We start from the raw sequence: 24,745 nt of genomic DNA on the forward strand, positions 1-24,745 counted from the left end.
ATTACTTGTTGTTGCGGCCTTCGAGCAGGCCGGCGATCAGCTTCGGCGCACTGGACTTCAGAGCTTCACCACGGCCGGACAGGCTCGGATTGGTCATGAAATACTGCTGCGCGTTGAACGGTTCTTCGCCCCTGCGCACTTCCATGCGACGCGACGTACCGTCGGGCAATATCTCGTAGCTTTGTTGATTGTCAATCACGTTGCCAAGCATAATCTGTGACAAGACCTGCTCGTGAACGGTGGGATTCGTCAGCGGAACCATGGTTTCGACGCGGCGATCAAGGTTTCTCGGCATCATGTCGGCCGAGCCGATGTAAACCAGCGCCTTGTCGGACGGCAGGCCGTGGCCGTTGCCGAAGCAGAAGATGCGGCTGTGTTCGAGGAAGCGGCCGACGATCGACTTGACGCGGATCTTTTCCGAAAGGCCAGGCACCTGCGGACGCAGGCAGCAGATGCCGCGCACGACGAGATCGATCTCGACGCCGGCATGGCTGGCGCGATAGAGCGCGTCGATTATGTCGGGATCGACAAGCGAATTCATCTTCATCCAGATCGCCGCCGGTGCACCGTTCCTGGCGTGCTGGACCTCTTCCTCGATGTGACGCAGGATGCGCGAGCGCATCGTATAGGGCGAGATGGCGAGCTGCATGCCCTCTTCCGGCTCGCCGTAGCCGGTGATGAAGTTGAAGATGTTCGCCATGTCGTGGGCGATGACGGGATTGCAGGTGAAGTAGGAGAGATCGGTATAGATCTTCGCGGTGATCGGGTGATAGTTGCCGGTGCCGAGATGGCAATAGGTACGCAGTTTGCCATCCTCGCGACGGACGACCAGCGACATCTTGGCGTGGGTCTTGAGCTCAATGAAGCCGAAGACGACCTGGACGCCGGCACGCTCGAGGTCGCGCGCCCAGCGGATGTTCGCCTCTTCGTCGAAGCGGGCCTTGAGCTCGACCAGCGCCGTCACCGACTTGCCGGCTTCGGCGGCATCGATCAGCGCGCGAACGATCGGGCTGTCGTTGGAGGTGCGGTAAAGCGTCTGCTTTATCGCCAGGACGTCAGGATCGCGCGCAGCCTGGAGAAGAAACTGGACCACCACGTCGAAGGATTCGTAGGGGTGATGGACGACCATGTCCTTTTCGCGGATGGCGGCGAAGCAGTCGCCGGCATGTTCGCGGACGCGCTCGGGAAATCGCGCATTGTAGGAGGGAAAGCGCAGATCGTCGCGGGGCGCCTTAGTGATCTCAGACAGGGTGTTCAGCGCCAGAAGACCAGGCAGAACGGCGACGCGATTATCAGGGATATTGAGCGCCTGAACGACGAACTGACGCAGCGAGGCCGGCATTTCCGAGTCGGTCTCGATGCGGATGACCTTACCGCGGCGGCGGCGTTTCAGCGCCGTTTCGAAGAAGCGGACGAGATCCTCGGCCTCTTCCTCGACTTCGATATCGCTGTCGCGGATGACTCGGAACGTACCGGAGCCCTGCACCTCGTAACCCGGGTAGAGCCGATGGATGAAGATGTTGGCGACATCTTCCAGCGTGATGTAGCGGATTGTGTTTCCATCATCCGGCAGGCGGACGAAGCGGTCGAGCGCCACCGGCAGGCGCAGCAGCGCCGTCATCGGCTCGCGGCCGTTCTTGCTGACGAGCTGCAGACCGATCGAAAAGCCGAGATTTGGAATGAAGGGGAACGGATGGGCGGGATCGATCGACAGCGGCGTCAGCACGGGGAAGATCGCCTGTTCGAATTCGGCGGCCAGCCACTGGCGGTCGCCCTCGCTCAAGGCGCCGGGGCGCACGATCAGGATGTCTTCCTTGGCGAGATATTGCTGCAGCACGGCGAGCGAGGCCTGCTGCTCCATCTGCAGATGGTCAATCTCCTGCAGGATCGAGTCGAGCTGCTCGGCCGGCGTCTTGCCGTCCGGGCTGCGGATGGCGATATTCTGGCGTACCTGGCCCTCGAGGCCGGCGACACGCACCATGAAGAATTCATCGAGGTTGGCGGCCGAGATCGACAGGAAGCGGACACGCTCGAGCAACGGATGCTCGGTATTCAAAGTTTCTTCCAGGACACGGCGGTTGAACTGCAGCCAGGAGAATTCTCGGTTGATGAAGCGCTCGGGGCTCTTGAGCAGCTCTTCCAGCGGGGGGGTGTTGTCGTTGATTTCCGGAGTGAGTTCCTGATGTTCTGCGACTGCACTATCCATGGTCCGCTTACCCCGTTTTCAATCGCCAAAGGCAATTATATCAGTTTGACGACGGAACTGTGACAGTCAATCGGCCGGTTCCGAATTTCCCAATTCATTCAATACTTCGGCAGCAAGAGACCGGGTGATTTTCGTGCCCCGCGACAGGGCCAGCCGATCAAGCCTTTCCACGATTGTCTGGGCCGCGTTTAGCGACCGCTCCATCCTGACAACGATATAGAGCACGAGTTTGTCATCTATATAAAGCTGCCGGTCGGCAAAGAGCTTGACGATCACCTGCGACAACAGCGCCTCATCGGGTTCGCCGATCTCGACGACGGTTGCCGCTTTCAGGCGCGAGCGCAGATCGGGCAGCAAAACCGGCCACGACATCGGCCAGAGTCGGCTGGTCATCAACAGGCTGGTACCGTTTTCGCGGACGCTGTTGATGACGTGGAAGAGCGCATTGTCGTCGAATCCGAGGCGGTCGGCGTCCTCGAACAGCACCGGGCCGGCAGCGGCGGCAACCGCGGCGTCCGAGCCAAGCTCGGGATGGATATCGACGGCGCCGCTCAATTCCCGCCAGATGCGGGCGAGATGCGATTTTCCCGAACCGACGGGGCCGGCGAGCAAGACGACCGGCGATGGCCATGCCGGCCAGGCATCGACGATCGAAACGGCGGCGGCAAGACGCTCCGAGATCAGGAGGTCGTCGCGCCCGCTTGCGGCATCGTGCGAAAAGACCAGCGGCAGCTGCTCTCCGGCCTTGCGCTTCGGATCAGCGTTTTTCACGTCATTCATTGGGAACTGATTTCGTCTTCCGGGCGCGGCCACTGGGCGACCCGCCAAAATAAAGATCACTCTGAAGGTAGCGTGAAAGCGCGAAACGAACAAGGACGCCGACGGCCGCCGCCGCCGGCACGGCAACCAGAAGCCCGACGAAACCGAAGAGCGCGCCGAAGGCAAAGAGCGCAAACATCAGCCAGACCGGATGCAGGCCGACACTGGAGCCGACGAGCTTCGGCTGCAGAATGTTGCCTTCCAGGAACTGACCGCTGAAGAAGACAACGAGCACCAGGCCGATCCACGGATAATCGGGCCAGAACTGCACAAGCGCGACGCCGACCGCCAGCACGAGGCCAACCATCGAGCCGACATAGGGAATGAAGCTGATCATGCCGGCGAAGAGGCCGATCAGCAGGCCGAAATTCAGCCCGACGAGAGAAAGGCCGACGGCATAATAGATGCCGAGGATGAGGCAGAGCGAGCCCTGGCCGCGGATGAAGCCGGCAATCGCCTGGTCGATCTCCTTGGCGATCTGGCGAACATCGCTGACATAATCGCGCGGGATCCATTGGTCGACCTTGGCGACCATGCGGTCCCAATCGAGCAGGATGTAGAAGGCGACGACGGGGGTGACGACGAGCAGCGATATGACGTCGACGATCGCCTTGCCGGAATTCCAGATCTGCGCAAAGAGCCCGGTGAGGAAGCCCATGCCCTCCGACAGGATGCCCGAGAGATTGTCCTTGATCGTGCCCATCTGGTTCTCGACCCAGTCCGGCAGCAGCGAATTCTGCGCCTGCGCGATGAACTGCTGTAATTGGCTGATATAACCCGGCAGACGTTGAGCGAAATCGTTGAACTGGCTGATCAGCACCGGAATGAGGATCATCAGCGCCAGCGCGAAGACGATGACGAAGGCAACGAGAATGCCGATGGTCGCCATCATGCGGCTCAGACCCAGCCGCTCCAGCCGGTCGGCCACCGGATCGAGGAAATAGGCGATCGCCATGCCGGCGATGAAGGGCAGCAGGATCGAGCTGAAGACATAGAGAAAGGCGATGAAAAAGACGAGCGCCGCCAGCCAGAAGAAGATCTGACGCTTGAGAATGTTCCCACTGACTTGCTGTGGCATTGCCTTCCCCGCTGATCGCTCGCCGCCGCCGAACGCCGCATGCGATCCGAAGCGGCCATTCAGCACATAGGATGCAGGCGCAAAGATGGTCAACCCTGTCGCGCCGAATCCCGGAAAGGCCGGAAGAAGACGCGGGAAATTGGGGGCTTTTGCCATGCAGCGCTTGCATAAAAGCCCCTGTCATGCAATTGCGACCGGCAGATGACGCGGCACGTTTGCCGCCTGAAATAGCCATCGGAGACCAGCATGAGCCAGTCTGGGAAAAACGGCCTGACATATAGCGATGCGGGCGTCGACATCGATGCCGGCAACCTGCTCGTCGAGAAGATCAAGCCGGCGGTGCGCTCGACCCGCCGTCCCGGCGCCGACGGCGAGATCGGCGGCTTCGGCGGGCTTTTCGACCTCAAGGCGGCAGGCTTTACCGATCCGGTTCTGGTCGCCGCCAATGACGGCGTCGGCACCAAGCTGAAGATCGCGATCGATGCCGACTATCACGACACCGTCGGCATCGACCTCGTCGCCATGTGCGTCAACGATCTTGTGGTACAGGGCGCCGAGCCGCTGTTCTTCCTCGATTATTTCGCGACCGGCAAGCTCGACCCCGACCAGGGCGCGGCCATCGTCGGCGGCATTGCCGCCGGTTGCCGCGAGGCCGGCTGCGCGTTGATCGGCGGCGAGACGGCCGAGATGCCCGGCATGTATTCCTCCGGCGACTACGATCTCGCCGGCTTTGCTGTCGGTGCGGCCGAACGCGGCAAGCTCCTGCCATCCGGCGATATTGCCGAGGGTGACGTGATCCTCGGCCTTGCCTCCTCCGGCGTCCATTCCAATGGCTTCTCGCTGGTGCGCAAGATCGTCGAATTGTCCGGCCTCGATTGGGATGCACCGGCGCCGTTCGCCGAAGGCAAGAAGCTTGGCGAAGCCCTGCTCGAGCCGACACGCATCTATGTGAAGCCGCTTCTGAAGGCGATCCGCGAGACCGGCGCCATCAAGGCGCTGGCGCACATCACCGGCGGCGGCTTCCCGGAAAATATTCCGCGCGTGCTGCCGAAGCATCTGGCGGCCGAGATCGATCTTGCCGCCGTCAAGGTGCCGCCGGTGTTTTCGTGGCTCGCCAAGACGGGCGGCGTCGAAGCCAAGGAAATGCTGCGCACCTTCAACTGCGGCGTCGGCATGATCGCCGTCGTTGCCGGCGAGAATGTCGCGACGGTTTCCGCCGCACTCGAAGCCGAGGGCGAGACAGTTATCACGCTCGGCCGCATGATCGCCCGCGAAGAAGGCGCTGCCGGCACGGTCTACAAGGGCACGCTTGCCATATGAGCTCGCCGCGCAAACGCGCCGTCGTCTTCATATCAGGCAGCGGCTCCAACATGATGGCGCTGGTTGCGGCGGCAAAGGCAGCCGACTATCCGGCCGAGATCGTCGGGGTGATCTCCGACAAGGCGGATGCCGGCGGGCTTGCCAAGGCCGCCGCCGAAGGCATCGCCACCTTCGCTTTTCCCCGCAAGGACTACGCCAGCAAGGATGCGCATGAGGCGGCGATCTTTTCGGCGCTCGACGAGCTTAAACCCGATATTCTTTGCCTGGCAGGCTACATGCGGCTGCTGACGGCGACATTCATCCAGCGTTACGAAGGCCGGATGCTCAACATCCACCCTTCCCTGCTGCCGCTGTTTCCCGGCCTGCATACGCATCAGCGGGCCATCGACGCCGGCATGCGGATCGCCGGCTGCACGGTGCATTTCGTCACCGAAGGCATGGATGAGGGGCCGGTGATCGGCCAGGCGGCCGTGCCGGTTCTTTCCGGCGACACGGCCGAAAGCCTTGCCGCGCGTGTGCTCACCATCGAACACCAGATCTATCCACAAGCGCTGCGGCTCTTTGCCGAAGGCCGTGTGACGATGGAAGGCGGCAAGGCCGTCGGCGCGGAGGCTTCGACCGCCGCACCCAAGACCCAGCTTATTTCGCTGATCGGCGACCGCGCTTAAGCCGCCAGCGCCCGCAACGGATGCAGCGTGCCGTCGCTGTAGACGAAGCGGCCGGCGCGGAAGGTGGCGCGGATGCGATTGATATCACCCGGCTCGACCACGACCAGATCGGCGCGTTGGCCGATGGCGATCTCGCCACGATCCGGCAGACCGGCGGAACGGGCCGCATTGCCGGTCGCCATGGCGACGGCTACCGGCAGGCCGCCTTCCACCATGTCGGCAAGCTTGAAGATGCCGGGCACGAAGGCAGCCGGATGATAATCGGCGGCGATGATGCTCAGCAATCCGGCCCTTGCAGCATCGAGCGCGCTGAGATTGCCCGACATCGACTGGCCGCGCAGCGCGTTCGGCGCGCCCATCAACGTCCAGAGGCCGCGACGGCGCGCCTCCTCCGCCGCAGGTGCAGTGACCGGAAACTCGCTGATGGTGACGCCGAGATCGTGCATCTCGGCGACTTTTTCGGCGCTGTCATCGTCATGCGAGGCAAGCGACAGCTTGTGCTTCAGCGACAGCGCGACAATCTCCTTCAGCTTGGCCTCGATGTCTGGATTGCTGCGCATGGCGATGCGCTTGGCAACGATCTCCGCCGCCATTTCCTCGGAGATGGCGCGGCGCTCGGAAATGCTGAGGATGTAGCTCTGCAGGTTGTTGTACTGTCCCTGGCCCGGCGTGTGGTCGGTGAGCGAGACCATGTCGATCTGATCGGCATTCAGCAGGCGCTCGAGCGCAGGAGCTGCACCAACATTGGTGATTTCGTAGCGGGCGTGGACGCGGTGGTCGATCAGCAGATCGTCGCGCAGGCGATTGATGCCCTCGATCACCGCTGATGTCGTCTCCAGCGAACGGACGTGGCCGTAGACGCTTTCGGTCGCAAAGGAGACGGCGGCAAACGCCGTGGTGACACCGGCGGCGGCAAGCTTCTTGTCGAGTTCGTGGATACCGAAATCGATCGGCATCGTCGCGTTCGGCCGTGGGGCGATCTCGCGCTCGATCATGTCGCCGTGGAGATCGACGAATCCCGGCATCAGCAGCCGCCCGCCGCCATCGATGGCAGCGCCGGCGACCGGCTCCGGCCTGATCTCGGCGATGGCGCCACCCTCAACACGCACGGAACCTTCACTCACCACCTCGTTTGGGAGAACGAGGGTGAAATTGCTGAGCCACATGGGCTTTCTCCTGACCGCATTCGATGATTGACAGACCGCAGCGGATAGAACCGCTTCGTGACAGTCGTATGAAATTTTGCGCCGTATCACCTTAAAGCGGAAACTTGCGCTTTGGAAATGATCCGATGCGCTCGCCCCGCAGATTCAGGCCGTCAGCCTTGCCCTATTCAACATGGCCCATTGCAGAAGCACGATCGTTTTGACGTCGAAGATCTCGCCGGTTTCGATCATCGCTGCCGCCTCGTCGAGCGGGATCTCAAGGACTTCGATATCCTCGTGTTCCTCGTCCAGGCCACCGCCTTCGGCCACGCGGTCGGCGATGTCGACGAGGGCTGCGAAGAAATGCACGACCTCGGTGACGGCACCCGGCGATGTATAGGATCTGAACAGGAAGCGCGCATCGCGCAGGCGATAGCCGGTCTCCTCCATCGCCTCGCGACGGATCGCCGCTTCGGGATGGTCATCGTCGAGAAGGCCGGCCGGCACCTCGATTATCCAGGCGGCATCGCCGTTGAGATGAACGGCGAGGCGGAATTGGCGGACGAGAACGACGAGGTCGCGCTTGGGATCATAAAGCAGGATGCAGGCGGCCGGCGTGCGGTGGTAGACCTCCCGCTTCAACCGTTGGGTTGCGCCCTTGCGGTCGATATAGTCGAGGAGGTAGCTGCTCAGCCGCGTCCACCCATTCGACAGTGTTTCTTCGCTGACGATCTTCACGCGTGATTTCGGCTGCATCATGCTGCGTCCCTGCGAAGCCAGACCTTGTTGTCATGGACGGCCGCCCCGCCATAAGGCGCGACAGGGTCGGCGCCGGTCAAGACGTTGATGCCCTCGCCGTCAACATGCGCTTTGTTCGGCCAGAGGCCCTCGGCAATCAGCACGCCTGACTTCACTTCGGTAGTGATACGGGCGTGGATGCGCAGATCGCCGCGGCTGTTGCCGATTCGGACAAGATCGCCATGGACGATTCCGTTGGCTTCGGCGTCGGCCGGATTGATCATCACCTCGGGGCGGCCTTCCTTCTGGCGGGAGGTCTTGGTCTCGGAAAAGCTCGAATTCAGGAAGTTGCGCGCCGGCGACGTGGCGAGCCGGAAGGGATGCTCGGCATCGGCGACTTCGATGACATCGACCTGATCAGGGAAGGCCGGAAGCGCGGCGTGCGGACCGAGCGCGCCGATCGCGGCCGGCGGTTTGTTCGGCGCCGGCTGATTGATCCAGTCCGGGCGGAAATGGAACTTGCCATCCGGATGGCCAAAACCGTTCAGATAATGCGCCTCCTCGAAAGCGGGCTGGCGATCGAACCATTTATGTTCGAGGAAATGGTCGTAGCCCGGCAGGCCGCTCGATTCGAGGATGCGGTCGACCATCTCTCGGGCGGTGAAGCCGAAGCCCGGGCGATCGGCGACGCCGAGGCGTTTGGCCAGTTCCTCGATGACGAAGAGATTGGTGCGCACGGTCGGCGGCGGCTCGACCAGCTTCGGCCCCAGCAGGATATGGTTCTGGCCGCCGGCGCGGTAGATGTCGTCATGTTCGACGAACATCGTCGCGGGAATGACTATATCGGCGATCTCGGCCGTTTCGGTCATGAACTGCTCGTGCACGGCAACGAACAGGTCCTCACGGGCAAAGCCACTTCTGACGAGGCGCTGCTCGGGGGCGATGTTTGCGGGATTGGTGTTCTGGATCAGCATTGCCGTCACCGGGCCGCGATGGCGCAGCGCCACGGCATCGCCGGTCAGCACGCGGCCGATCTGCGACTGGTCGAGCATGCGGATATCGGCATCCTTCATCGACCGGCCGGTCAGTTCGGCGCTGTTCATGCGGAAGATATCGCTGTTCGAATGGAAGGCGCCGCCGCCCTCATATTGCCAGGAGCCGAGAACGGTGGCGATCGAGGCCGCCGCATGCATGGCGACCGCGCCATTGCGCTGGCGGGTGAAGCCATAGCCCAGGCGGAAGAAGGTTTTCTTCGTCGTGCCGACGAGGCTGGCGAAGGCTTCGATCTCCTCGACCGAAAGGCCGGTGATGGCAGCGGCCCATTGCGGCGTCTTGGTCTTCAGATGCGCTTCGAGACCCTCGGGATCATCGGCGTATCTCGCCATGTAGGCGCGATCGGCGTAACCGTCGCGGAAGGCGATGTGCATGACGGCGCAAGCGAGCGCGGCGTCGGTACCCGGCCTGACGATCAACGCCATGTCGGCCTGCTTCATCGTCGGATTGTCGTAAATGTCGACGACGACGATCTTCGCGCCTCGCTCCTTGCGCGACTTGATGGCGTGGGTCATCACGTTGACCTGGGTCGACACCGCGTTGGTGCCCCAGATGACGACGCAATCGGTGCGGCCCATCTCGCGCGGATCGGGACCGCGAAGGGTGCCGGTCGCTATGGTGAAGCCGGTCCAGGCGGGGTTGGTGCAGATCGACGAGAAGAAGCCGGAGTAGCGCTTGGCATGACGCAGGCGATCGATGGAATCGCGCTGCACCCAGCCCATGGTGCCGGCGTAAAAATAGGGCCAGATCGCTTCGCTGCCGTCCCTGGCCTCGGACTTCACAAAGGCTTCGGCGATCTCATCCAGCGCATCGTCCCAGGAAATCTGCTGCCACTGCCTTGCCCCCTTGGCGCCGGTGCGGCGCAGTGGATGCATCAGGCGGTCGGGATGGTAGAGCCGCTCGGCATAACGGGCGACCTTGGCGCAGATGACGCCCGACGTGTAGGAATGGTCGCCTGCGCCGCGCACACGGCCGATGCGGCCATCCTCCGATATCTCGACCTCCAGCGCGCAGGTGGAGGGACAGTCATGCGGACAGGCGGTGTGGCCCACCCTGTTGTCCGGCTTTTCTGATTTGGCGTGGATGGGGGTCGCAATGTTCATGGCATTTGTATATTCCAAGGCTTGCACGGCCAAAAGCCACAAAAATTTCCCATGACGCAAATTCATACGGACATCAGCGAAAATGAACTACCGCCACATCTATCACGCGGGCAACTTTGCCGATGTGCTGAAACATGTCGTGCTGACGCGGCTGATCCGTTACATGCAGAAGAAGGATGGCGGATTCCGCGTGCTCGACACGCATGCCGGCATCGGGCTCTACGACCTCTCCTTGGAAGAAGCACAGAAAACCGGCGAATGGCTCGATGGCATCGGCAAGCTGATGGAGGCAGAACTCGGCCCTCAGGTTTCCGAACTGCTGGAGCCCTATCTCGCGGCAATCCGCGAACTCAATCCGCAGGGCGGCATCCGCTTCTATCCCGGCTCACCGAAACTTGCACGGATGCTGTTCCGGCCGCAGGACCGGCTGTCGGCGATGGAGCTGCATCCCGAGGACTATGTCAGGCTGCACCGGCTGTTCGAGGGTGATCACCATGCCCGCATCACCGAGCTTGACGGCTGGCTGGCGCTCGGCGCGCATCTGCCGCCGAAGGAGAAGCGCGGCATCGTGCTCGTCGATCCGCCCTTCGAGGAAGATGACGAATATCAGCGGCTGGCCGAGGGACTGGAAAAGGCCTATCGGCGCTTTCCCGGCGGTACCTATTGCCTGTGGTATCCGCTGAAGAAGGGCGCGCCGATCAAGGAGTTCCACGAGACCCTGCAGGCGCTCGACATCCCGAAAATGCTCTGCGCCGAACTTACCGTTCGCAGCGACCGCGGCATTACCGGACTGACGGGCTCAGGCCTCGTCATCGTCAACCCGCCCTTCACGCTGAAGGATGAGCTGCACCAATTGCTGCCCGCATTAAAGGACCATCTGGCGCAAGACCGTTTCGCCTCGCACCGTGCCTTCTGGCTGCGCGGCGAGAACAAGGCGGTCAAGGACGATTGACCCGTTAAGCTGCTTCAGGGATAGTCCGCGCCGCAGCTCCAACAATCTCATCAGGTGTTCCATGAAGCTCCTTTGTTCGCCCGCCTCGCCCTATTCCAACAAGGTGCGGATGGCCGCGCATTTTCTGGAGCTGGAGTTGAACGCCATTCGGGTCGACACCAATACCGGACCGGCGATCCTGGTGGACAACAATCCGCTCGGCAAGATCCCGACGCTGCTGACCGATGACGGGATCTCGATATACGACAGCGTGGCGATCATGCATTATTTCGACCGGCTGACGAAGGGCGGGCTCTACCCTTCCAAGAAGGCCAAGCGTACGGATGCGGAAATCCTCGAGGCGCTCTGCGACGGCATCTGCGATTGCCTGCTGGCGATCGTCTACGAGCGGCGCTTCCGCGACGAGGAAAAGGTTCATCAGCCGTGGATAGACCGGCAGTGGAAGAAGGCGACGAGCGGGCTCGCTCATCTCAGCGCCAATCCGCCGAAAACAGGCAAGAAGCTCAATGGCGGGCATTTCGCGCTGGCCGCGACGCTCGATTATCTCGAGCTGCGCTTCAAGGACCAGTGGGAAGCCGATCATGCGCCGCTGATCGACTGGCAGCGGCAGTTCGACAAGAAATTCCCGGCCCACAGCGAGCTCAAGTCTGAGGGCTGAGCGGGCTCAGCATCTGGAGCAACGAGCAGACAGCAAAAAGCCGGGCGACGTGCCCGGCTTTTCCATGTTCGGATATTCAACCAGCTTAGAACTTGACGCCGATACCGAGCTTGACGCTGTTCTCGTCGTAACCGCGCGAGAAGCTGCCGGAGTCGAGGTCGTAATCCTTGCTCTGGTAGTCGGTGTAGCGATATTCGAGGCGCGTCGTGATGTTGTTGGTCACGAAGGCTTCGACGCCGGCGCCGACCGTATAGCCGAAGTTCGTCTTGCTTTCGTCCGAGGTGTCGTCGGAAACCTTGACGTCGCCGATGGCAAGACCGGCCGTGCCGTAGAGCAGGAATGGGTTCATGTCGTAGCCGACGCGGCCACGGACGGAGCCGTTCCAACCGTACTTGTTCTTGACGCCGCCTGAGGAGACGTCGTCGCCGCTGTAGCCGAGATCGGATTCAACGCCGTAGACGATCTGGCCCTGCTGCCAGTTGTAGCCGGTGAAGACCTGGCCGCCGAAACCGTAGGTGTGGCGGTCGGAACCGAAGTCACCCATGTTGTAGGTGCCGGCGCCGCCGAGGTAGAAGCCTTCCCAGTTGCCTGCCGGCTTGACTGGTGCGTCCTGGGCGACCGGTGCTTCCGGAATCTGGTCGACGGCATCGGCCGCCTGAGCTGCCGAGACGCCCGCAATTGCAAAAACGGAGGCCATGAGGCCAGCAATGAGTACACGCATACTTAATCTCCTTTCAGTCCCGCGCCGCTTGTCATCTGTCTATCAGTGAAGCATTGGCGGGATATTGCCAGATGTCCCTTCCGGATCGAGACTGAAATTGGAACTCAAATGCGGATTTGAAAGAGCCAAATTGTGATATCATTGTGGCTGCCGCATGGCTGAAATTCGATGTTGCTTTAGCGCAACATACATTTCATTAACCCTACTGAAGTGTTAAACTTAAAATACTTATTTTAAGAAATCGCATTCTTAAATAATACATAGAATACCCCCTCCCCGACGCAACCGCAACGGCCTATTTATATAATCTCCGCCGGCGCCTATATAGTCTGCAGACAGACTCGCGGGATCAGAAGGCACGATTTTGAACCACAAAAGACTTCGCTCGGCCCTCATAACAGGGGCTGCTAAAAGAATAGGCCGGGCAATCGCCGAAGACCTTGCTGCAAATGGCTTTTCCGTTGCCATCCACGCGAACGGCTCCATCGGCGAGGCCGAAGAGCTGGTGGCGCAATTGCGGCAGAAGGGATATCGGGCAATCGCCCTTCAGGCCGATCTCACCAATACCGGCGAAACGGCAGAGCTCATTGCCAAGGCGTCGGAAGCGCTCGGCCCCCTCGATCTGCTCATCAATAATGCGTCGGTCTTCCAGCATGATTCCGCGCGTAGTTTCAATGCCGCCACATGGGCATTGCACTTCGACCTGCATGTTCGTGCGCCCTCTATCCTTGCGGCGGCCTTCGCGCAGCAGATGCCCACTGAGGCAGCGGGGCTGATCGTCAATATCATCGACCAGCGGGTCTGGGCGCTGAGGCCCAGCTTCTATTCCTATACCCTCTCCAAATCCGCGCTGTGGACGGCGACGCAGACGCTTGCACAGGCATTGGCACCACGCATCCGCGTCAATGCCATCGGCCCCGGCCCCTCGATGCCGAGCGAGCGGCAGGCGATGGAGGACTTCCAAGCGCAGGTCTCAGCCCTTATCTTGCAGCGAGGGCCGGCGCTGGAGGAATTCGGACAAACGATTCGCTTCCTTTACGACACGCCCTCGATCACCGGCCAGATGATTGCCCTCGACGGCGGCCAGCACCTTGCCTGGCAGACGCCCGATGTGGCGGAGATTACGGAATGAACGGACGAAAGCTGCCGGATGGCGGCGTTCTCTACGACGAGACGGATGAGAGCGAAGACGATATCGAAGTGGAAAAAGACGCTTCCGTCGCCGTGCCGCTTGCGGCTGCGGTCGACTGGAATGCGGGCAGCCTCAATGAAACCGGGCTTATCGGCGCGGAACTGATCGGCGAATTCGTCAAGCGGCTGCCGAACAGTCCCGGCGTCTACCGCATGTTCAATGCCGAGGGCGACGTGCTCTATGTCGGCAAGGCGCGCAGCCTGAAGAAGCGCGTCAACAATTACGCCGTCGGCCGCGTCCATTCCAACCGCATCGCCCAGATGGTGCGCCAGACAGCCAACATGGAGTTCGTGACGACGCGCACGGAAACCGAGGCGCTGCTTCTGGAAGCGAATCTGATCAAGCGCTTGCGGCCGCGCTTTAATGTGCTTTTGCGCGACGACAAGTCCTTTCCCTATATCCTCATCACCGGCGACCACCGGGCACCGGCGATCTTCAAGCATCGCGGCGCGAGAGCGCGGAAGGGCGACTATTTTGGACCTTTCGCTTCGGCCGGCGCGGTCGGGCGGACGATCAACTCGCTGCAACGCGCCTTCCTGATCCGCACCTGCACCGACAGCGTCTTCGAAACGCGCACGCGACCCTGCCTGCTCTACCAGATCAAGCGCTGTTCCGGGCCGTGCACCCATGAGGTCAGCGACGAGGGTTACGGCGAATTGGTGCAGGAGGCGAAGGACTTCCTGTCCGGCAAAAGCCAGAAGGTGAAGTCGCATATGGCCGAGGCCATGAACCAGGCGGCCGAGGACCTCGACTTCGAGCGGGCGGCAATCTATCGCGATCGCCTGGCCGCACTTTCGCACGTGCAGAGCCACCAGGGCATCAATCCGGCCGGCGTCGAGGAGGCTGACGTTTTCGCCATCCATCACGAGGGTGGCATCTCCTGCATCCAGGTGTTCTTCTTCCGCACCGGCCAGAACTGGGGCAACCGCGCCTATTTCCCGAAGGCCGATCCGCAGCTTTCGAGCGCCGAAGTGCTGAATTCCTTCCTGGCGCAGTTCTACGACGACAAGCCGGTGCCGAAGCAGATCATGCTGTCGCAGACGGTCGAGGAGCTGGAGTTGCTCGCCGCAGCACTCAGCGAAAAGGCCGGCCACAAGGTTTCCATCCTCGTGCCGCAGCGCGGCGAGAAGCGCGACCTGGTCGACCATGTCGTCGGCAATGCGCGCGAGGCGCATGGGCGAAAGCTTGCCGAGACGGCATCGCAGTCGCGGCTGCTCGAAGGTTTCAAGGAAACGTTCGGGCTTGCCTATGCACCGCAGCGGATCGAGATCTACGACAACTCGCATATCATGGGCACCAATGCCGTCGGCGGCATGGTGGTCGCGGGGCCGGAAGGTTTCGTCAAGAACCAGTACCGCAAGTTCAACATCAAATCGACCGACATCACACCCGGCGACGACTTCGGCATGATGAAGGAGGTGATGACGCGGCGGTTCTCGCGGCTGATCAAGGAGGAAGGCATCCCTGACCGGACGGCGCACGTGGCCACCCCCGATGCAGCCGACATGCCCTTCCCGACCTGGCCCGATGTGATCCTCATCGACGGCGGCCAGGGACAGATGACGGCGGTGCGCGCCATCCTTGCCGAACTCGGCATCACCGACAGCGTGACGGCGATCGGCATCGCCAAGGGCGTCGACCGCGATGCCGGGCGCGAACGCTTTTTCCCGCCGGGACGCGAGAGCTTCACCCTGCCGCCGCGCGATCCGGTGCTCTACTTCGTCCAGCGCATGCGCGACGAGGCGCACCGTTTCGCGATCGGCTCGCACCGGGCGCGCCGCAAGAAGGAAATGATCAAGAACCCGCTCGACGAGATCGGCGGCATCGGCCCGTCGCGCAAACGCGCGCTGCTCCAGCATTTCGGCACGGCGAAGGCGGTTTCGCGCGCCGCCCTGTCCGACCTGATGGCGGTGGAAGGCATATCGGAAGCTGTCGCCAGGCAGGTCTATAACCATTTCCATGACGACGCCGCGAAATAACCGGCGTCCGTCGCAAATTCCACGCAAAGGCGGTGAAAAGACAGAAAGAATGTTGACGGTCCGCAGCCAAAGCCGTCATCTACCGCATCGGCCCGAGCATGATGCGGAGGTTCTAAAGTGTTACAGTGTCCTTGGCTCGTCTGAAAAGGCGCGCGGCGCTGTAGCGGTGCATCAATTCAGAGAAACGATCCCATGGCATCGCGTGCGTACAGCATTCCCAATCTTCTGACTTACGGCCGCATCCTCGCCGTACCGCTGATCGTTCTCTGCTTCTTCATCGAGGGCAGGCTGTCGATCAGCAATACGGCGCGTTGGGTGGCGCTGTGGATCTTCGTCATCGCCTCGCTCACCGATTTCCTCGACGGTTATCTCGCGCGCATCTGGAACCAGACGTCGAATATCGGCCGCATGCTCGATCCGATCGCCGACAAGCTGCTTGTCGCCTCGATCCTTCTTCTCGTCGCGGCCGACCAGACCATCGCCGGCTGGTCGATCTGGGCGGCGATCACCATTCTCTGCCGCGAGATCCTGGTGTCGGGGCTGCGCGAATATCTGGCGGCGCTGAAGGTCAGCGTACCGGTGACGCGGATCGCCAAGTGGAAGACGACGCTGCAGCTCGTCGCCATCGCCTTCCTGCTCGCCGGCCCGGCCGGCGACGAGATTTTCCCCTATACGACGCAGACGGGCATCGCGCTGCTGTGGATCGCGGCGCTGCTGACCATCTATACCGGCTACGACTATTTCCGCGCCGGGGTGAAACATATCGTGGATGACGAGGAATGACGCGGCTTGTCTATTTCGCCTGGGTGCGGGAGCGCATCGGCAAGGGCGAGGAGGAGATCGACCTCCCCTCCTCCGTCGTCACCGTTGCCGATCTGTTGAATCATTTGAAGACGCTGGGCGAAGAATATGAGACCGCACTTCAATATCCCGACGTGATCCGCGTGGCGCTCGACATGGAGCATGTCGAGCATGACGAGCCGATATCAGGCGCGCGGGAAATCGGGATATTTCCGCCGATGACGGGGGGATGAGGCGGTGATGGTGGTGCCGTGTCGCTACCCCCCTCTGCCCTGCCGGGCATCTCCCCCACAAGGAGGGAGATTGGCTGGGAGTACGAACTTCCCCAAGCAATCAACGTCGCAGCCCGACAAAACTGTACATGGGCACGATGGTCAAGCCGCCCGTCATCTCCCTCCTTGTGGGGGAGATGACGGGCAGGGCAGAGGGGGGTTGGCGCGGCACGCCCTCTCCATAGCCTCCGCTACGACATCAAAGCAGTTGGGGATGCTATCATGACCATCACCCCCACCATCCGTGTCCAGCGTGAAGACTTCGACTTGCAAGCCGAGGTCGATCGCCTCTCCAAGGGCAAAGCCGGCATCGGCGCCGTCGTCACCTTTTCCGGCCTCTGCCGCGATGAAGGCGGGACACTTGCGGCACTCGAGCTCGAGCACTATCCCGGCATGGCGGAAGCGGAGATGCGGCGCATCGGCGATCTTGCCATTGCGCGTTTCGGACTTCTCGGCCTGACTGCCATCCACCGTTACGGAAAGATCGCAGCCGGCGAGAATATCGTGCTCGTCGTCGCAGCCGCACCGCACCGGCAGGCGGCGTTCGACGGCGCCAATTTCGTCATGGACTTCCTGAAGACGGCAGCCCCCTTCTGGAAGAAGGAGCACGCCAGGGATGGCGCCACCGGCGACTGGGTCGCGGCGAAAGACGCCGACGACGCAGCCCGCGACAAGTGGAAATAAGTTAGAGCACGACGCGCTCCCTGCGGCTCATGACCAAGAGCAGGACGAGCAGCGAGAAGACGACCAGATCCCGCCAGACGAAGGGGCCGTAGGCGCCCCACATGGTTTCGACGACGGCAAGCCCGGCAGCGCCGCCCGCCGAGCGCAACGGATCGGAATAGCCGCCGACCGCCGCGATCAGCAGCACCTTCAGCCCGAACATCAGGCCGGCGCCGAAATCCATCGAGCCGTAATAGAAAGTCGCAAGGATGCCGCAGATGGTGGCGACGAGGGCTGCGGCCCCATAGGCGACGAGAAAGACGCGGTTGGCGCTGGTGCCGCAGAGTTCGGCTGCCAGCGGATCATCGGTAACGGCGCGCCAGACGCGGCCCCAGGCCGTGCGCCTGAGGATCAGCGTACCCAGGACGACGATGGCGCACATCAGTGCCGTGTTGATCAACTGGATATGGGTGAGCGTCACCTTGAATGGGCCGTCGCTCCAGAAGACGACCGTGTCGTTCAGGAATGGCGGCAACCAGATGGCGCGGGTATTGGCGGCGAGCCTGGCGGTCTCCATGAGGACGATCATGATGCCGAGGGCAGCGACGATGACCGTATTCGGCGATTTGCTGACCAGCGGCAGCATGATCGAGCGGCCGATCCATAGGCCCGCCGCCAGCGAATAGACGATGGAAGTGCAGGCGCCGACGGCAAGGGCGGCCGGCAGCACCAGCCAGAAGCGGTTGAAGGCGAGTTCGGTGAAGAGCAGCAGGATCTGGCCCGCGAAGGCAAAGATCGCCCCATAGGTGATGTCGGCCCGCTTCGTCACGCCGAAGGCTACGGCATAACCGAAGGCAAGCGCGGCATAGAGGGCGGCCAGCGGAACCGCATTCGCCAGCTGCTGCAGAAGATAAGCCATTCCAGACACTCCGCGTCACCAAAATTATAACTGGTAAAACCTATTTCACCAGTTATAATTTCACCATGAGCTTTTCCTGGACTCCTCACCGCTTTGCCGGCGGCGTGCTGGCACTCGATGTCGTCAACAGCGTCGTTCTGCGCCACGATGCAACGCGGCGGATCGACCGCTTCGCGGTCAGGGACCAGATGCGGAGCTTTCCGCGCGCCGCCGCCGAATTCTGCGCCGAGCGCGCCCTCTTCGGCGACATCGTGCCGGTGGCGGCGGAAAACGAGGCGGATTTCATCGCGCTGCGGGAAGTGATCGACCTCTATTTCCGCGAGCGTATACTGAATGGCGGCGACGACCAGTTGCTGGCCGGGTTGCTGGAAGCGTTGGCGAAGACATTGCGCGACGCAGGCCCCGACAGCCTGGCCGCGGCGACCGCCCATTCGGTGCTGCGGCTGATCGCCATGCCTGATCCGGAGCGCATGAAGATCTGCGGCAATTGCGGCTGGCTGTTCATCGACCGCAGCAAGAACAGAAGCCGGGCCTGGTGCGACATGGCGGTGTGCGGCAACCGCGCCAAGGCGAACCGTCACTATCGCCGCAAGAAGGAGGAGACGCCATGAGAAAGCATTGGATCGTGATGGCGGTGGTGGCCGGGGTGATGCTGTCAGCCTGCCAGCGCCAGGCTGAAAACCTGGTTGAGGTCACCGGCCATCTCTTCGTCTTCAACTATCGGGTGGCGAGCGCCACCTATCTGCTGACGCTGAAGAAGACGGGGCCTATCCCCGACGGCTCCGTCATCATCGCCGAATTCGAAAATCCTGAAGGAGGCGATCCGCTGGTGCTGAACCAGAAGATCTATCCGATCGACGACAAGATCGCGCTGCAGAGCGAAAACCTGCACTGCGTGCGCAAGGACCGTCCCTATTCCGTGAGTGTCCGATTGGTCGACAAGGACGGCAAGGTGCTGCAGGAATTGAAGACGCAGTTCCGGTCCGACCTCGACCAGACCGTCCTGCCGAGCAAGCCGCTTGTCGTCGGCGCGCTTTATGAAAAGAACCCGGAGGTCTTCAAGCCTGACGGCAGCGTCGATTTCTCGAATACCGACAAATGCCCGGCATAGAGAAATGCATGGAAAAAGCCGGAGCAAGGCCCCGGCTTTCGAGAGTCAATTCAAGGCATTGCCGGCGAATGCCGAAGCGTGGCCTCAGCCGACGATTTCGGTATCGGAGAACCAGTACTTGATTTCCTGGGCAGCCGTTTCCGGAGCATCCGAACCGTGAACGGAATTTTCGCCGATCGACAGAGCGTGAACCTTGCGGATCGTGCCTTCGTCAGCATTTGCCGGGTTGGTCGCGCCCATGATCTCGCGGTTCTTGAGGATCGCGCCTTCGCCTTCCAGCACCTGGACGATGGTCGGGCCGGAGGTCATGCCTTCGACCAGTTCGCCGAAGAAGGGACGATCCTTGTGAACGGCGTAGAAGCCTTCGGCTTCGCGACGGCTCATCCAGACGCGCTTGGAAGCGACGACACGCAGGCCGGCATCTTCGAGCATCTTGGTGATGGCGCCCGTCAGGTTGCGCTTGGTCGCGTCCGGCTTGATCATCGAGAAGGTGCGTTCAATCGCCATAGTCAAATCCTCTGTTTTCTCGGGAAAAGTGGGCGGTCTTTACCCGCCCCAACGCCCGAAAACAAGAGGTAGGCGGCAATTTCACGCCGCTGTCACAGTCCTGCCGCAGCTTTGGTGAAGATCGAGGCAGCGTTCGAACCAGGCCATGACGGGATCGTCGGCGGCTAGCATGGCGAGACCGGCCGACACACGGAGCCATTGCAGCGCGCCGAAGACGATATAGTCGGCAAAGAGCGGCGTTTGCCCGCCGACGTAGGGTTGGAACTTCAGCATATGCCGCAACGGCTCGAGCTTGGCGCTGAAGGACGCCTTCTCCGCTTCGCTGTCGGCGGCAACCACTTCCAGCGGCTTGCCGAGCCGAGCCTCCCGGCTTTCGCGGAAATAGGCTTTGTCTTCCTCGTCGAGGTTCGCATGGATGTCGAGAAGGGCGATGCGCATGATCGCCGGATGGATGATCATCTGCGAATAGCCTTCCACCATCCGCGACAGCGCCTTGCCGCCCTCGCCGTTGAACAGCGACAGCCGCTCGGGATAGACCTCTTCCAGATAGAGGGCGATGTCGAAACTGTCGGGGATCAGCCGGCCGTTGTCGTCGAGAACGGGCACGATCGACGAGACACCGCCGCCGATCGCGCGGATGCGGGCATAAGTCGTCGGAATCTCCTCGAAATCGAGCCCCTTATGCGCCAGCGCCATCACCGCCTTCCAGCAATGGGGCGAAAAGAAGCGCCGCTCGTCGGCTCCGCAGAGGGAATAGAGGGCTCTGGTCATAACAGTCCTTTCGAGATCGCAGCTCCATGCATTCGACGACAGAAAGCGGCCGCGATCAAATCAGGAAATTTCATGGGCGCATCACTGCGATTTCCGGGAAAACGAGCTAGACTGCCGCGACCAAACCGGGAGGGACGGAATGCTCAGACATTACAGGATGTTCGCCGCCTATAATCGCTGGGCCAACACGCAAGTCTATGCAGCTGCGGCCGAACTTAGCGATACAGAGTTCCGCAATGATTGCGGCGCCTTCTTCGGCTCGCTGCATCGCACGCTCAATCATCTGATCGTTGCCGACCGGATATGGATGAAGCGCTTCACCGGCACCGGCGAAGCACCGACGACACTCGATGCCGTGCTCTTCGAAGATCGGGATACGCTTGCCGCCGCCCGCAAAGCCGAGGACGAGCGTATCATTGCCTGGACGGGCATGCTGGACGAGGCGGCGCTTGCCGCCAACTTCACCTATGTGACGGTGGTGCAGCCGGCCGAGATCACCCAGCCTCTGTCGTCAGCGCTCGCGCATTTCTTCAACCACCAGACCCATCATCGCGGCCAGTGCCACATGACGCTGACGGCGCTCGGCAAGCCGAGCCTCACGCTTGATCTCATCTACTTCCTGCGCAGCGAGGGCCGCGAATGGATGTGAGGCCCGATCTAAGTTAAACGCTAGAACATGATGACCACTCACAATTTTCGGCATCATGTTCCGGCCATCAAGACTGAATTAACCGCCTTTGCCGGTTCCACCCGCGAATCCCGGGCTTCCCGTTGAAAATTCAGCCTCTCTTAAAAGCTTGCGGGCATAGCGGATGTGAGAGATGAGGCCGGGCTGCAAGGGATCGTCATGCAGAATGCAAGCGCAAACGCAAACGCATTGGTGCCGCGCGAGGCTGCGCGCGCCGCGCCGATGGCGGATATTCAGAAGATCGCCAAGCATATGGCGCGCCTCAACGTCGCGGCACTCCCGCGCAACTACGAGCTCTTTCACGAGGCGATCATCGGGCTCAATGCCGGGCTTGCGCAGGATATCGCGGCACTCGGGTCCCATCCGCAGCAGCCGATGCTCGACGAACTCGGCCTGAAATACCGCCTCGTCGGCCATTGCGGGCTGGCGGGCGAGACATCCCGAAACGAGGCGAGCCGGATGCTGCGCGACGTGGCGGAAAGGCTTGCCGAAGGGCTGAAGCACAAGAACGCCTTTGCGCGCGCCTGCGGCACGATCCTGAAATCCGTGTCCGGCCATGACGATCAGAGCCTTGCCGCCTTCCTCAGCGAGATCGACTACCTCACTGCCTCGCTTTCGACCGTTCTTGCGGCGGAGATGGAAATCGGCGCGAAGCTGCTGGACGATATCAAGACGCTCGAAACGCTGGAGCGCGGCATTTCGGCGATGCAATCGGCCGCGATCGCCGACAGGATCACCGGACTTCCAAACCGCATCGCACTGAACCGGACGATCGCCGATCTCTACAAGCGAGAAGAAGGTGCCGCCGGCAGCGCGCTGATCATGGTCGATATCGACAATTTCACCGATCTCAACGACAAATACGGCACCCAGGCCGGCAACAAGCTCCTGAAGAAGCTCGCCGGCCTGTTCAGCAAGTCGGTCAAGAAAAACGATTTCGTCGCCCGCACAGAGGCTGACGAATTCGCCCTGTTGTTTTCCAATGTCGGCATGCAGGATGCGATGACGATTGCCGAACGCCTGCGCGCCTCCGTTGAAGACAATCTGGTCTTTGCGACATCCGACAAGGCCGATCCCGGCAGGCTCACCATCTCGATCGGCGTGGCGCTCAGCACCGATGCGGCAACCCCGGGACAATTGCAGGCCAATGCCCGCGTGGCGCTTCTCGCCGCGCAGTCGAACCCCCGACAACCGGTGCAGGCTTTCGGCCGCTGAGGCGGCGGACGAAGCAGTTTTGCCGCGGGACAAGCGCGCTTTGCCATGGGACCAGCAAGCTTGTCCCGGGGATAAGCAAGCTTGTCAGCGCACAAGCAAGCTTGGTGCGGGGATAAGCGCTCTTGCCTTGGCGAGCGCTTTCGGCCAAAACGCCGGCCATGATCACGCTCACCGATATTTCTGCCCGCATCGCCGGGCGCCTGCTTCTCGACAATGCCAGCGTTTCGCTGCCTTCAGGCACGAAGGCAGGGCTCGTCGGGCGCAACGGCGCCGGCAAGTCCACGCTTTTTCGCGTCATCACCGGCGATCTCGGCTCGGAGAGCGGAACGGTGTCGATCCCGAAGGCCGCACGCATCGGCCAAGTGGCGCAGGAAGCGCCGGCGACCGAGGACGCACTGATCGAGATCGTGCTTGCCGCGGATAAGGAACGCACCGCCCTCGTTGCCGAGGCGGAAACGGCAACCGATCCACATCGCATCGCCGAAATCCAGATGCGCCTCGTCGATATCGATGCGCATTCGGCCGAAGCGCGCGCGGCGAGCATTCTTGCCGGCCTCGGCTTCGACAAGGACGCGCAGGCCCGCCCCGCCTCCTCCTTCTCGGGCGGCTGGCGCATGCGCGTCGCCCTCGCCGCCGTGCTGTTTTCCGAGCCGGACCTGCTCCTGCTCGACGAGCCGACCAACTATCTCGACCTCGAAGGCACGCTGTGGCTGGAAGACTATGTCAGGCGTTATCCGCACACCGTCATCATCATCAGCCATGATCGCGATCTCCTGAACAACGCGGTCAATGCGATCGTCCATCTCGACCAGAAGAAGCTCACCTTCTATCGCGGCGGTTACGACCAGTTCGAGCGGCAGAAGGCGGAAGCCGACGAGTTGCAGACGAAGGCCAAGGCCAAGAACGACGCGGCGCGCAAACATCTGCAGGGCTTCATCGATCGCTTCAAGGCCAAGGCTTCCAAGGCCCGGCAGGCGCAATCGCGCGTCAAGGCGCTGGAGCGCATGGGAACGGTCGCCGCGGTGATCGAGGACCACGTCCAGCCGATCACTTTTCCTGAGCCGGAAAAGCAGCCGGCTTCGCCGATCGTCGCGATCCAGAGCGGCGCCGTCGGCTACGAGCCCGGCAATCCGATCCTGAAGAACCTCAATCTGCGCATCGACAATGATGACCGCATCGCCCTGCTCGGCTCGAACGGTAACGGCAAATCGACTTTCGCCAAATTCATCTCCGGCAGGCTGGCGCCGGAGAGCGGCGAAGTGAAGATCGCGCCGAGCCTGAAGATCGGCTTCTTCGCGCAGCATCAGCTCGACGACCTCATTCCCGAGCAATCGCCGGTGGAGCATGTGCGCCGGCTGATGCCCGGCGCGCCGGAAGCCAAGGTGCGCGCCCGCGTCGCCCAGATGGGGCTTGCGACCGAAAAGATGGCGACGGCCGCCAAAGATCTCTCCGGCGGCGAAAAAGCCCGATTGCTGATGGGGCTTGCCGCCTTCAATGCGCCCAACCTGCTGATCCTCGACGAGCCGACCAACCACCTCGACATCGACAGCCGCCGCGCGCTGATCGAGGCGCTGAACGACTACGAAGGCGCCGTCATCCTGATCTCGCATGATCGCCATCTGATCGAGGCGACGGTCGATCGGCTGTGGCTGGTCAATGGCGGTACGGTGACGACCTTCGAAGGCGACATGGACGAATACCGCGACCTCATCGTTACCTCAGGTAAAAAAAAAGAAGAAAAGCCGCAGCTAACTGAAGACGCGACGTCGAAGGCCGACCAGCGCAAGCTCAATGCCGAACGTCGCGCCTCGCTGACGCCGCTCAGGAAAAAGATCAACGAAATCGAATCCTTGACGGCGAAGCTGGAGAAACAGATTCAGGCGCTTGATATGGAACTTGCGGATCCGGCCCTTTACGAGAAGACACCCGCCAAGGCGGCCGAAAAGGTGAAGCAACGCGGCGAGGCCGCGGCAAAACTCGCTGCCGCCGAGGAAGACTGGCTGATGTTGTCGGCCGAATACGAAGAAGCGATGGCGGGATAGCCACAGGCCTTAGAACAGGATGTCGCCCGAAAACGGCTCACACTTTTCGGCATCATGCTCTAGCGAAAGCGTGGCGAAGTGCCGCGTATCAACGCAATTTCGGCCATTATCAACCGATCGTTAA

Annotated in this window: 24 protein-coding genes; 14 read left to right on the forward strand and 10 right to left on the reverse strand. The window is 61.7% G+C overall.

The features are described 5' to 3' along the window. Window position 1: 1 nt before the first annotated feature. The 3 genes from FFM53_RS05005 to FFM53_RS05015 form a co-directional block, all read right to left on the reverse strand. The gene (locus tag FFM53_RS05005) at window positions 2-2,164 is read right to left on the reverse strand and encodes an RNA degradosome polyphosphate kinase (protein WP_405127746.1); all 2,163 of its coding nucleotides are present in this window, start codon (window positions 2,162-2,164) and stop codon (window positions 2-4) included. A gap of 108 nt (window positions 2,165-2,272) precedes the next feature. Next, window positions 2,273-2,986, reverse strand: coding sequence for a DnaA regulatory inactivator HdaA (gene hdaA, locus FFM53_RS05010; protein WP_138387605.1), 714 nt, complete (start codon window positions 2,984-2,986; stop codon window positions 2,273-2,275). Continuing rightward, complete coding sequence (locus FFM53_RS05015; RefSeq protein WP_138328336.1) at window positions 2,979-4,103, reverse strand: AI-2E family transporter; 1,125 nt, start codon at window positions 4,101-4,103, stop codon at window positions 2,979-2,981. The genes hdaA and FFM53_RS05015 overlap by 8 nt, the downstream gene beginning before the upstream one ends. A gap of 246 nt (window positions 4,104-4,349) precedes the next feature. On the opposite strand from FFM53_RS05015, the gene purM reads away from it, so the two are divergent. Both purM and purN read left to right on the forward strand, forming a co-directional pair. Continuing rightward, window positions 4,350-5,423 carry a phosphoribosylformylglycinamidine cyclo-ligase gene (gene purM / locus FFM53_RS05020; protein WP_138328337.1) on the forward strand — a complete coding sequence of 358 codons (1,074 nt, stop codon included), beginning with the start codon at window positions 4,350-4,352 and terminating at the stop codon, window positions 5,421-5,423. After that, window positions 5,420-6,091: a phosphoribosylglycinamide formyltransferase gene (gene purN, locus FFM53_RS05025; RefSeq protein ID WP_029872931.1), complete on the forward strand. Its 672-nt coding sequence runs from the start codon at window positions 5,420-5,422 to the stop codon at window positions 6,089-6,091. The genes purM and purN overlap by 4 nt, the downstream gene beginning before the upstream one ends. Here the strand turns inward: purN and FFM53_RS05030 are convergent. The 3 genes from FFM53_RS05030 to FFM53_RS05040 form a co-directional block, all read right to left on the reverse strand. Next, on the reverse strand, window positions 6,088-7,257 hold the full coding sequence (locus FFM53_RS05030; protein ID WP_138387606.1) for an alpha-D-ribose 1-methylphosphonate 5-triphosphate diphosphatase: 1,170 nt from the start codon (window positions 7,255-7,257) through the stop codon (window positions 6,088-6,090). The genes purN and FFM53_RS05030 overlap by 4 nt on opposite strands. A 144-nt stretch (window positions 7,258-7,401) precedes the next feature. Continuing rightward, on the reverse strand, window positions 7,402-7,995 hold the full coding sequence (locus FFM53_RS05035; protein ID WP_138387607.1) for an NUDIX domain-containing protein: 594 nt from the start codon (window positions 7,993-7,995) through the stop codon (window positions 7,402-7,404). Continuing rightward, window positions 7,992-10,196: a molybdopterin oxidoreductase family protein gene (locus FFM53_RS05040; RefSeq protein ID WP_138387608.1), complete on the reverse strand. Its 2,205-nt coding sequence runs from the start codon at window positions 10,194-10,196 to the stop codon at window positions 7,992-7,994. Before FFM53_RS05040 ends, FFM53_RS05035 begins: the two co-directional genes overlap by 4 nt. A 16-nt stretch (window positions 10,197-10,212) precedes the next feature. On the opposite strand from FFM53_RS05040, the gene FFM53_RS05045 reads away from it, so the two are divergent. Together FFM53_RS05045 and FFM53_RS05050 are read left to right on the forward strand one after the other, a co-directional pair. After that, window positions 10,213-11,082 carry a 23S rRNA (adenine(2030)-N(6))-methyltransferase RlmJ gene (locus FFM53_RS05045; RefSeq protein WP_138387609.1) on the forward strand — a complete coding sequence of 290 codons (870 nt, stop codon included), beginning with the start codon at window positions 10,213-10,215 and terminating at the stop codon, window positions 11,080-11,082. Window positions 11,083-11,143: 61 nt separating this feature from the next. Next, a complete protein-coding gene (locus FFM53_RS05050) occupies window positions 11,144-11,740 on the forward strand; it encodes a glutathione S-transferase (protein ID WP_138387610.1) in 597 nt (198 codons plus the stop codon). Window positions 11,741-11,825: 85 nt separating this feature from the next. Here the strand turns inward: FFM53_RS05050 and FFM53_RS05055 are convergent, their stop codons facing one another. Continuing rightward, the gene (locus tag FFM53_RS05055; protein WP_138328343.1) at window positions 11,826-12,461 is read right to left on the reverse strand and encodes an outer membrane protein; all 636 of its coding nucleotides are present in this window, start codon (window positions 12,459-12,461) and stop codon (window positions 11,826-11,828) included. A 364-nt stretch (window positions 12,462-12,825) separates the two neighbouring features. On the opposite strand from FFM53_RS05055, the gene FFM53_RS05060 reads away from it, so the two are divergent. The 5 genes from FFM53_RS05060 (at window position 12,826) to FFM53_RS05080 (ending at window position 17,389) form a co-directional block, all read left to right on the forward strand. Further along, complete coding sequence (locus FFM53_RS05060) at window positions 12,826-13,593, forward strand: SDR family oxidoreductase (RefSeq protein ID WP_138387611.1); 768 nt, start codon at window positions 12,826-12,828, stop codon at window positions 13,591-13,593. Next, window positions 13,590-15,632 carry an excinuclease ABC subunit UvrC gene (gene uvrC / locus FFM53_RS05065; protein WP_138387612.1) on the forward strand — a complete coding sequence of 681 codons (2,043 nt, stop codon included), beginning with the start codon at window positions 13,590-13,592 and terminating at the stop codon, window positions 15,630-15,632. Before FFM53_RS05060 ends, uvrC begins: the two co-directional genes overlap by 4 nt. Window positions 15,633-15,824: 192 nt before the next feature. Continuing rightward, window positions 15,825-16,415, forward strand: coding sequence for a CDP-diacylglycerol--glycerol-3-phosphate 3-phosphatidyltransferase (gene pgsA / locus FFM53_RS05070; RefSeq protein ID WP_003547103.1), 591 nt, complete (start codon window positions 15,825-15,827; stop codon window positions 16,413-16,415). Continuing rightward, window positions 16,412-16,666, forward strand: a complete 255-nt coding sequence (moaD, locus tag FFM53_RS05075) for a molybdopterin converting factor subunit 1 (RefSeq protein ID WP_017959832.1) — start codon at window positions 16,412-16,414, stop codon at window positions 16,664-16,666. Before pgsA ends, moaD begins: the two co-directional genes overlap by 4 nt. Before the next feature lie 261 nt (window positions 16,667-16,927). Next, entirely contained in the window at window positions 16,928-17,389 is a 462-nt protein-coding gene (locus FFM53_RS05080; protein ID WP_138387613.1) for a molybdenum cofactor biosynthesis protein MoaE, read from the forward strand. A gap of 1 nt (window position 17,390) precedes the next feature. Here FFM53_RS05080 and FFM53_RS05085 read toward each other — a convergent pair whose 3' ends face one another. Next, complete coding sequence (locus FFM53_RS05085) at window positions 17,391-18,287, reverse strand: branched-chain amino acid ABC transporter permease (RefSeq protein ID WP_138387614.1); 897 nt, start codon at window positions 18,285-18,287, stop codon at window positions 17,391-17,393. A 65-nt stretch (window positions 18,288-18,352) separates the two neighbouring features. Between FFM53_RS05085 and FFM53_RS05090 the strand changes: the two genes are divergently transcribed. Both FFM53_RS05090 and FFM53_RS05095 read left to right on the forward strand, forming a co-directional pair. Further along, window positions 18,353-18,898 (forward strand): CGNR zinc finger domain-containing protein, encoded by a 546-nt coding sequence (locus FFM53_RS05090; RefSeq protein ID WP_138387615.1) that lies wholly within the window; start codon window positions 18,353-18,355, stop codon window positions 18,896-18,898. After that, window positions 18,895-19,398: a hypothetical protein gene (locus FFM53_RS05095; RefSeq protein WP_138387616.1), complete on the forward strand. Its 504-nt coding sequence runs from the start codon at window positions 18,895-18,897 to the stop codon at window positions 19,396-19,398. Before FFM53_RS05090 ends, FFM53_RS05095 begins: the two co-directional genes overlap by 4 nt. Window positions 19,399-19,482: 84 nt before the next feature. Here FFM53_RS05095 and ndk read toward each other — a convergent pair whose 3' ends face one another. Further along, window positions 19,483-19,905, reverse strand: coding sequence for a nucleoside-diphosphate kinase (gene ndk, locus FFM53_RS05100; RefSeq protein WP_003547097.1), 423 nt, complete (start codon window positions 19,903-19,905; stop codon window positions 19,483-19,485). An 81-nt stretch (window positions 19,906-19,986) separates the two neighbouring features. After that, a complete protein-coding gene (locus FFM53_RS05105; protein ID WP_138387617.1) occupies window positions 19,987-20,676 on the reverse strand; it encodes a glutathione S-transferase family protein in 690 nt (229 codons plus the stop codon). A gap of 139 nt (window positions 20,677-20,815) precedes the next feature. On the opposite strand from FFM53_RS05105, the gene FFM53_RS05110 reads away from it, so the two are divergent. From FFM53_RS05110 to FFM53_RS05120, 3 genes are all read left to right on the forward strand, one after another. After that, complete coding sequence (locus tag FFM53_RS05110) at window positions 20,816-21,325, forward strand: DinB family protein (RefSeq protein ID WP_138387618.1); 510 nt, start codon at window positions 20,816-20,818, stop codon at window positions 21,323-21,325. Between the two features lie 198 nt (window positions 21,326-21,523). Further along, window positions 21,524-22,579, forward strand: a complete 1,056-nt coding sequence (locus FFM53_RS05115; protein WP_138387619.1) for a GGDEF domain-containing protein — start codon at window positions 21,524-21,526, stop codon at window positions 22,577-22,579. Between the two features lie 158 nt (window positions 22,580-22,737). Next, the gene (locus tag FFM53_RS05120; protein WP_138387620.1) at window positions 22,738-24,621 is read left to right on the forward strand and encodes an ABC-F family ATP-binding cassette domain-containing protein; all 1,884 of its coding nucleotides are present in this window, start codon (window positions 22,738-22,740) and stop codon (window positions 24,619-24,621) included. Window positions 24,622-24,745: the final 124 nt, after the last annotated feature.

This window comes from Rhizobium indicum (genome assembly GCF_005862305.2).
GTDB lineage: Bacteria > Pseudomonadota > Alphaproteobacteria > Rhizobiales > Rhizobiaceae > Rhizobium > Rhizobium indicum.